Origin of the sequence: Intrasporangium chromatireducens Q5-1, from assembly GCF_000576575.1 — a bacterium.
Classification (GTDB): Bacteria; Actinomycetota; Actinomycetes; order Actinomycetales; family Dermatophilaceae; genus Intrasporangium_A; species Intrasporangium_A chromatireducens.
The window spans coordinates 1-6,191 of the sequence record NZ_AWQS01000224.1; the positions used below are offsets into that span (position 1 = coordinate 1).

2 protein-coding genes are annotated in these 6,191 nt (G+C 72.7%); one reads left to right on the plus strand and one right to left on the minus strand.

Annotated features, from left to right (window positions below; translation table 11 throughout):
- Nucleotides 1-41 precede the first annotated feature (41 nt).
- Nucleotides 42-716 (minus strand): SprT-like domain-containing protein, encoded by a 675-nt coding sequence (locus tag N864_RS18105; RefSeq protein WP_034720315.1) that lies wholly within the window; start codon nucleotides 714-716, stop codon nucleotides 42-44.
- 128 nt (nucleotides 717-844) lie between these two features.
- On the opposite strand from N864_RS18105, the gene N864_RS18110 reads away from it, so the two are divergent.
- On the plus strand, nucleotides 845-6,191 hold a 5,347-nt coding region (locus tag N864_RS18110), incomplete at its 3' end, for an ATP-binding protein (protein WP_240474390.1).

Below are 6,191 nucleotides of genomic sequence, written 5' to 3' on the forward strand. Positions count from 1 at the left end.
GTGGCCTCTCGACGGGTGGTGGCCCTTCGACGGCGGGGGCGTCAGGTGGTCGGCTCGACCAGTGCGAACGGGACCGTGAGCACCCCGGCGGTCGAGCGGACATGGAACCGCGTGCGCCCCCGCTTGACGATCGTGCCCACGCTGCCCTCGAAGGCGCCCGGTGCCTTGACGCGAACCCGCTGGCCGACCCGCAGCCGCCGGCCGACGAGGGCCGTACGGTCCCCGGTCAACGACTCGAGCTCGGCGACGTAGTTGGGGTGCATCGGAACCTCCTCACCGCGGTAGGTCCACGCGATGACGTGCCGCAGGTCGAACGTCGGCGAGCACTTGGCACACGTCATGACCCGTTCGGGACGCCGGTGTCGCGTCGTGCGATGGCCGGCCCGGCAGGTGCCCCACCAGTTGCCGCTCACGGCCGGACCGCCCTCGACGCAGCGGGTGCCCGACGAGCCGATCGCGAGGGCCGCGGCGCGCCAGACCTCGTCGTGCCCGTGCCGGGCACCGACGAGCGCATGGGCGATCTCGTGCAGGATCGAGTCGCGCACCTCGTCCTGCTCGTGCAGGGCGGTCAGGTGGCTGCTCAGCGTGATGCGCCGGTCGCGGAAGTGGCAGGCCGCCGCGCGTGCCTTGGCCCGGTCGAGCCCCACCGTCCATCCGTCGAGCCCGTGCTCGCGGAGCAGCTCCCGCGCCAGCGACAGCGCCTCAGTCAGGTCCATCTCGTCGTCTCTCCTGTCTGCCCCCGCCCCGAGCGTAGGGCTCCGCGCCGACAGCGTCATCCGGCGCCGACCTGGACGCTCGGCAGGTCGTACTCGCCCGTCGGCGCGATTGGTGACAGTCTCGGACCGTGGCGCCACCACGCCGCACCGGACGCGTCCCCGAGCCCCAGGAGGCCCTCGAGATGTTCTCGCGCATCGCCATCGTCAACCGAGGTGAGGCGGCCATGCGGCTCATCCACGCGGTTCGTGACCTCAACGCCGCCACGCCGGACGGGCCGCAGATCGAGACGGTCGCGCTGCACACCGAGGGCGAGCGACGGGCGATGTTCGTGCGCGAGGCCGATCGCGCCTACGACCTCGGGCCCGCCGCCAACCGCCCCTACCTCGACTACGCGGTCCTCGAGAAGGCGCTCGTCGAGACCGGGGCCGACGCGGCGTGGGTCGGCTGGGGCTTCGTCGCGGAGGATCCCGGCTTCGCCGAGCTGTGCGCCCGGATCGGCGTCACCTTCATCGGGCCGAGCGCCGAGGCGATGCGCAAGCTCGGCGACAAGATCGGCAGCAAGCTGATCGCCGAGGAGGTCGGCGTGCCGGTCGCGCCGTGGAGCCGGGGCGGGGTCGACACCCTCGAGGAGGCGACGGAGGCGGCGGCCCGGATCGGCTACCCCCTCATGCTCAAGGCCACCGCCGGAGGCGGCGGGCGCGGCATCCGGCGGGTCGACTCCGACGCCGACCTGCGCGACGCCTACGAACGGACTCGCGACGAGGCGGCCCGGGCCTTCGGCTCGGGCGTTGTCTTCCTCGAGAAGCTCGTCACCGGCGCCCGCCACATCGAGGTGCAGGTCATCGCCGACGGCCAGGGCACGGCCTGGGCGGTCGGCGTGCGCGACTGCTCGATCCAGCGCCGCAACCAGAAGGTCATCGAGGAGTCGGCCTCTCCGGTCCTCGAGCCCGAGCAGGTCGCCGAGGTCAAGGCGAGCGCCGAACGGCTCGCGATCGCCGTCGGCTACTCGGGCGCCGGCACGGTCGAGTTCCTCTACCACCCGACGGACAAGTTCTTCGCCTTCCTCGAGGTCAACACCCGGCTCCAGGTCGAGCACCCGATCACCGAGGTCACGACGGACACCGACCTCGTCAAGCTCCAGATCCACGTCGCGGGCGGCGGTCGCCTCGAGGGCGAGCGCCCGACGGAGTCCGGTCACGCCGTCGAGGCCCGGCTCAACGCCGAGGACCCCGACCGCGACTTCGCCCCCTCCCCCGGGCGGATCGAGCTGCTGACGTTCCCCTCCGGACCCGGCATCCGGGTGGACACGGGCGTGGCCGAGGGCGACTCGATCCCCGCCGACTTCGACTCGATGATCGCCAAGATCATCGCCCACGGCCGCACCCGCGAGGAGGCCCTCGCCCGGCTGCGGCGGGCCATGCAGGAGACCACCGTCGTGATCGAGGGCGGCGCGACGAACAAGTCCTTCATCCTCGACCTGCTGGACCAGCCCGAGGTCATCGACGGCACCGCGGACACCGGCTGGATCGACCGGGTCCGCCAGCAGGGCCGGCTCGTCTCCCACCGGCACTCCGGGATCGCCCTGGTGGCCGCCGGCATCGAGGCCTACGAGGATGCCGAGGCCATCGAACGCGCCCGGCTCCTCGAGACCGCTCGGGGTGGCCGCCCGCAGGTTCAGCACCAGGTCGGCCGCGGCGTCGACCTCAAGCTGCGCGGCACCTCCTACAAGGTCACCGTGCTGCGCACCGGGCAGACGCGCTACCGCGTCACGATCGGTGCGGGAGCAGAGTCCCAGACGGTCGAGGCGGACCTCGACCGGATCGACCGCCACCACGGCCGTCTGACCGTGTCGGGGAACGGCTACCGCCTGGTGACCGCGACCCACGGGCCGGTCCACCTCGTCGAGGTCAACGGGGTGACCCACCGGGTCACCCGGGACGAGGGCGGCGTCATGCGCTCCCCGGCACCGGCCCTGGTCGTCGCGACCCCGGTCGAGGTGGGCGCCGAGGTGGCCGCGGGAGCACCGGTGCTCGTCCTCGAGTCGATGAAGATGGAGACGGTCCTCGTCGCGCCGTTCACCGGCCGCGTCCGCGAGCTGCCCGTCACGGTGGGGGCGCAGGTCGAGACCGGGGCGCCCCTCATCCGGCTCGAGCCGGTCGCCGAGCTCGCCGAGTCGCAGGCGCAGGCCGCAGCGGCGCCCTCGGTCGACCTCGACCTGCCGCCGGCTCCGAACGGTCAGTCGGCTGCCACCCGGGCGCGGCGAGCCGTCGCCGACCTGTCGGGCGGCGTTCTCGGCTTCGACACCGAGTCGGCCGGAAGCGGTGCGCTCAGCACCTACCTCGAGGCGCGCGACGAGCTCGCCGCCGAGGGCGAGACGACGATCGCCGCCGAGATCGCGCTGCTCGAGCTGCTGACCGACTTCGCCGAGCTGAGCCGCAACCGCCCGGCTGCCGAGGAGCGGCACACCGAGCTGCTCGTGCACAGCCCGAGGGAGTACTTCCACACCTACCTGCACAGCCTCGACCCGGATCGGGCTGGGCTGCCCGAGGACTTCCGCGCCAAGCTGGCCCGCGTCCTCGCGCACTACGGCGTCCCGGACTTCGACCGCACGCCGGAGCTCGAGGAGGCGGTGTTCCGGATCTTCCTGGCCCAGCAGCGGTCTGCTCCTGAGGTCGCCCTGGCGACGTCCCTGCTGCAGCGGTGGCTGAGCGAGCCGGTGCCGGCAGCGCCCTACGACAGCGCGGCGCGCGAGGTCCTCGACCGGCTCGTCGTCGCCACCCAGCTGCGTTTCCCCGTCGTCGGCGACCTCGCGCGGTCCGCGCGCTTCCGCTGGTTCGACCAGCCGCTCGTCGACGCGGACCGGGCGAGCGTCCTCGCCGGCGTGCGGGACAAGCTCACGGCCCTCGCCGACGCACCCGAGGGCCCGGGACACGCGGAGGGGGTCGACGAGCTCGCCGCCATCCCGGAGCAGCTCGTCCGCTTCCTCGCCGAGCGCCTCGAGGGTGGCCTCCCGGAGCACGAGCCGATGCTCGAGGTCCTCATCAAGCGGCACTACCGCGGGCACGACCTGCGCGACCAGCACACCTTCTCGGCCGGCGGCCGGCCCCTCGCGGTCGCGGACTACACCCTCGATGACCGGCCCACCCACCTGACGAGCACGATCGGCCTCGTCAGCGAGCTGACCCCCGGGAGCCCGCTCGACGCCGCGGTCAGCGCCGACCTGGCGGGCCGGCCGGCAGGCCACGAGGCGGTCGTCGACCTCTACCTCAGCTGGCCGGACGAGCCGGAGTCACCCGAGGACGCCAGCGCCCACCTGGCCGAACGACTCTCCCGTATGCCGTTCACCGAGCAGGTGCGACGCGTGGCCGTCGCCGTCAGCGCCGGTGGCGGCCGACCCGTCGACTACTTCACGTTCCGGCCTGCCGACGACGGCCTCGCCGAGGACCGGCTGGTCCGGGGCGTGCACCCGATGGTCGGGCGGCGGCTCAGCCTCTGGCGACTGCGGGCCTTCGACGTGACCCGGCTCGAGGCGCCCGAGGACGTCCTGCTCTACGAATGCGTCGCGAAGGACAACCCCGACGACCGGCGGCTCGTGGCGCTGGCGCAGGTGCGCCAGCTCGTCGTCGTCCGTGACGAGGACGGCACCGTGACGGGGCTGCCGCACGTGGAGCGCGCGATCGCCAACTGCCTCGAGGCGATCCGTCGCACGAGGGCGGCGCGGGGCGCGAGCGCCCGCCTCGACATGAACTACGTGTGGGTATCGATCTGGCCGACCATCGAGGCGGACCTGCAGCAGCTCACGTCGCTGCAGGGCAAGATCGCCCCGCTCACGGCCGGGGCCGGCATCGAGGAGGTCCTCGTTCGGGCCGACGTCGCGCCCGAGGAGGGCGGCACGCCGATCCCGGTCGCCGGGCGCTTCTACTACCAGCCCGGTTCGGGTGTCGTCTCCTCGCTCGAGGAGCCGCCGACCGAGCCGCTGAAGCCCCTCGACGACTACGCCGCCAAGGTGGTCCGGGCACGGCGACGCGGGCTCGTCTACCCGTACGAGCTGCAGTCGATGATCGCCGGCGAGGGCGGCACGAGCCGGGAGTACGACCTCGACGACACGGGGCAGCTCGTCCCGGTCGACCGGCCCTACGGGAACAACAAGGCCGGCATCATCGTCGGCGTCGTCACGACCCCGACCGAGCGCTACCCCGAGGGCGTGACCCGCGTCATCCTCTCCGGCGACCCCCTCCGCGCGCTGGGCTCGGTCGCCGAGCCGGAGTGCTCGCGGATCATCGCGGCCCTCGACCTCGCCGAGCAGCTGCAGGTCCCGGTCGAGTGGTTCTCCCTGTCCTCCGGCGCGCGGATCTCGATGCAGTCCGGCACCGAGAACATGGACTGGGTCGCCCGCGCGCTCAAGCGGATCGTCGAGTTCACGCAGGCCGGGCACGAGATCAACATCGTCGTCGCCGGGATCAACGTCGGTGCGCAGCCGTACTGGAACGCCGAGGCGACGATGCTCATGCACACCAAGGGCATCCTCGTCATGACGCCGGACAGCGCGATGGTGCTCACGGGGAAGCAGTCGCTCGACTTCTCGGGTGGCGTCTCGGCCGAGGACAACTTCGGCATCGGCGGCTACGACCGCGTCATGGGCCCCAACGGCCAGGCGCAGTACTGGGCCAAGGACCTCGGCCAGGCTCGCGAGATCCTCATGACGCACTACGACCACGCCTACGTCGCACCCGGCGAGGCGGGCCCCCGACGGGCCGAGACCGACGACCCGCGCGACCGCGACGTCACGGCGTACCCGCATCCCGCGGGGGACGCCGGCTTCGCGACCGTCGGGGACATCTTCTCGTCGGAGACCAACCCAGACCGCAAGAAGCCGTTCGACATCCGCACCGTGATGCGTGCACTCGCCGACCAGGACCACGCCGTGCTCGAGCGGTGGGCCGGCATGGCCGACGCGGAGACCGCCGTCGTGCAGGACGCGCACATCGGCGGCATCCCCGTCTGCCTCGTCGGGATCGAGTCGAAGCCGGTGCCGCGCCGGGGGTTCCCACCCACCGACGGACCGGACAGCTACACGGCCGGCACGCTGTTCCCGCGCTCCTCGAAGAAGGTCGCCCGAGCGATCAACGCCGCGAGCGGCAACCGGCCCGTGGTGGTCCTGGCCAACCTGTCCGGCTTCGACGGCTCACCCGAGTCGATGCGCAACCTGCAGCTCGAGTACGGCGCCGAGATCGGCCGGGCCATCGTCAACTTCGAGGGGCCGATCGTCTTCACGGTCATCTCCCGCTACCACGGCGGCGCGTTCGTAGTGTTCTCCAAGACGCTCAACCCGGGCATGACGGTCCTGGCGATCAAGGGCTCCTTCGCCTCGGTGCTCGGGGGTGCGCCCGCGGCCGCCGTCGTCTTCAGCCGCGACGTCGACGCCCGCACTGCCGCGGACCCGCGGATCGCGGCCCTGCAGGAGCGGCTCGCGG

Excerpts from the sequence above, each read along its gene's own strand:
- N864_RS18105 (WP_034720315.1), bottom strand. The coding sequence starts at position 716 with ATGGACCTGACTGAGGCGCTGTCGCTGGCGCGGGAGCTGCTCCGCGAG.